Source organism: Isoptericola sp. NPDC057391 (genome assembly GCF_042668085.1).
Lineage (GTDB): Bacteria > Actinomycetota > Actinomycetes > Actinomycetales > Cellulomonadaceae > Isoptericola.
Window position 1 is genome coordinate 1 of record NZ_JBHVBO010000333.1, and the last position, 1,528, is coordinate 1,528.

Consider the following 1,528-nt stretch of genomic DNA (forward strand, 5'->3'; position numbering starts at 1 on the left):
CTCCACTTCGGGACTTCTACTACCGTGCGCGCGATCCCCCGCCCGGCCTTCTTTCGTCTTCCGGCGGCGGGGGCCGGCAGTCGTGGAAGGCTGCAACGGTGAGCGGTCATCGACTGGTGGTGGACGACGGTGGGGCCGGGCTGGTCCTGACCGTGCTGCCCGGCGTGGGTTACACGGCGGAGGGGCCGGTGCTCGCGCGGCCTGCCGCTGCGTTGCGCTCGGCCGGCTGGACGGTGCGGGCCGTGGTGTGGGACGGGCGCCCCGACTTCGACGTCGCGCGGCGCGTGTACGCCGACGTGCTGCGGGACGGGGTGGCTGCGGCGCCGGCGGCGGCGCAGCTGGTGCTGGCGAAGTCGCTCGGCACGCTGGCGCTGCCCGTCGCCGTCGAGCTGGGGCTGCCCGGAGCGTGGCTGACGCCGCTGCTCACCACCGACCGGGCGCCGGAGGTGCGCGCGGCCGCTGCCGGCCTGGGAGTCTCCGGGGTGCCGGCGCTGCTGGCGGGCGGCACCGCCGACTCGCTGTGGGACTCCGCGCTGGCCGCGGCGTCCGGGGCGCGTGTGCTCGAGGTGGACGGCGGCGACCACTCGCTCGAGGTCGACGGCGACCCGGAGCGCACCGCGGCGGCGCTCGACGCCGTCACCGCCGCCGTCGTCGACCTGGCCGCGGCCGCCGCTCGGAACTGATCGGCGCGGCAGTTCGCGCTCGCGACGGCATTTCGAACTGCCGCGCCGAACGCAGACTGCCGCGCCGACGTCGTGACCAAGTCGTGACTCAACCTGCGGACGCTCCCGCTCGTGTACAACACATGACCGTGACGATGACGGCCCGGGCCGAGGCCGACCCACCCGACGACGCGGGGTTCCGTCTGCTGCGCACCGGGGTGACGGCCGAGGAGGAGTTCACCTCTTTCATGCGCGATGCCGCACCCGCGCTGGCACGGGCCGCGTGGCTGCTGTGCGGCGCGCATGCAGGACGCCGAGGCGAACGGCTACGCGAGCCTGATGGCGCCCGACCTCGACGAGGTCGGGGCGGAGTGGGGTACCGAGCCCGTCCCAGCGAAGGCGTCGCGGGACTGCTACCGCGCGGCCCAGGAGGCCGGGCTCACCTACGATCCCGCGGACTTCGGCGACGGCCCGACCGGCATCACGTCCTGCTCGATCACGGCGCGCCGGCGCCCAGCAGCCACGAGGCGGGGATGATCCCGGACGGAGTCGTCGGGGCGACTCAGGAGGAGCAGTTCCGCATCGCGACGATCGACCTCGGCTGCAAGGACGAGCTCGGGACGGCCCAGCGGCTCGCAGACGTCGGAGCCGAGGAGGAAGCCGCGTACATCGCGCGCGGCAGGGACTATCTCCAGGACCGGCATGCGGTCGAGCAGCAGACGCTCGCCGCAGCGGAGGAGTACCTCGACGGCGTGGGGGTGTCGATGCCCTGGGAGAGGCGCTGACCCCAGTGAGTCGTCGCGGCGGTGTGAGCTGGAGCCGGGCCGGGTGGAGCGAGGCCGTTGGAGGGGGGGGCCGGGCCCGGA

Annotated in this window: 3 protein-coding genes; all 3 read left to right on the forward strand. The window is 74.5% G+C overall.

Features of this window, described 5'->3' with window-relative positions; all coding sequences use genetic code 11:
* Positions 1-98: 98 nt before the first annotated feature.
* The 3 genes from ACFUVW_RS20815 (at position 99) to ACFUVW_RS20825 (ending at position 1,447) form a co-directional block, all read left to right on the forward strand.
* Positions 99-683, forward strand: a complete 585-nt coding sequence (locus ACFUVW_RS20815; RefSeq protein WP_430573194.1) for a hypothetical protein — start codon at positions 99-101, stop codon at positions 681-683.
* 282 nt (positions 684-965) lie between these two features.
* Positions 966-1,199, forward strand: a complete 234-nt coding sequence (locus ACFUVW_RS20820) for a hypothetical protein (protein ID WP_430573195.1) — start codon at positions 966-968, stop codon at positions 1,197-1,199.
* Complete coding sequence (locus ACFUVW_RS20825) at positions 1,196-1,447, forward strand: hypothetical protein (RefSeq protein WP_430573196.1); 252 nt, start codon at positions 1,196-1,198, stop codon at positions 1,445-1,447. The genes ACFUVW_RS20820 and ACFUVW_RS20825 overlap by 4 nt, the downstream gene beginning before the upstream one ends.
* Positions 1,448-1,528: the final 81 nt, after the last annotated feature.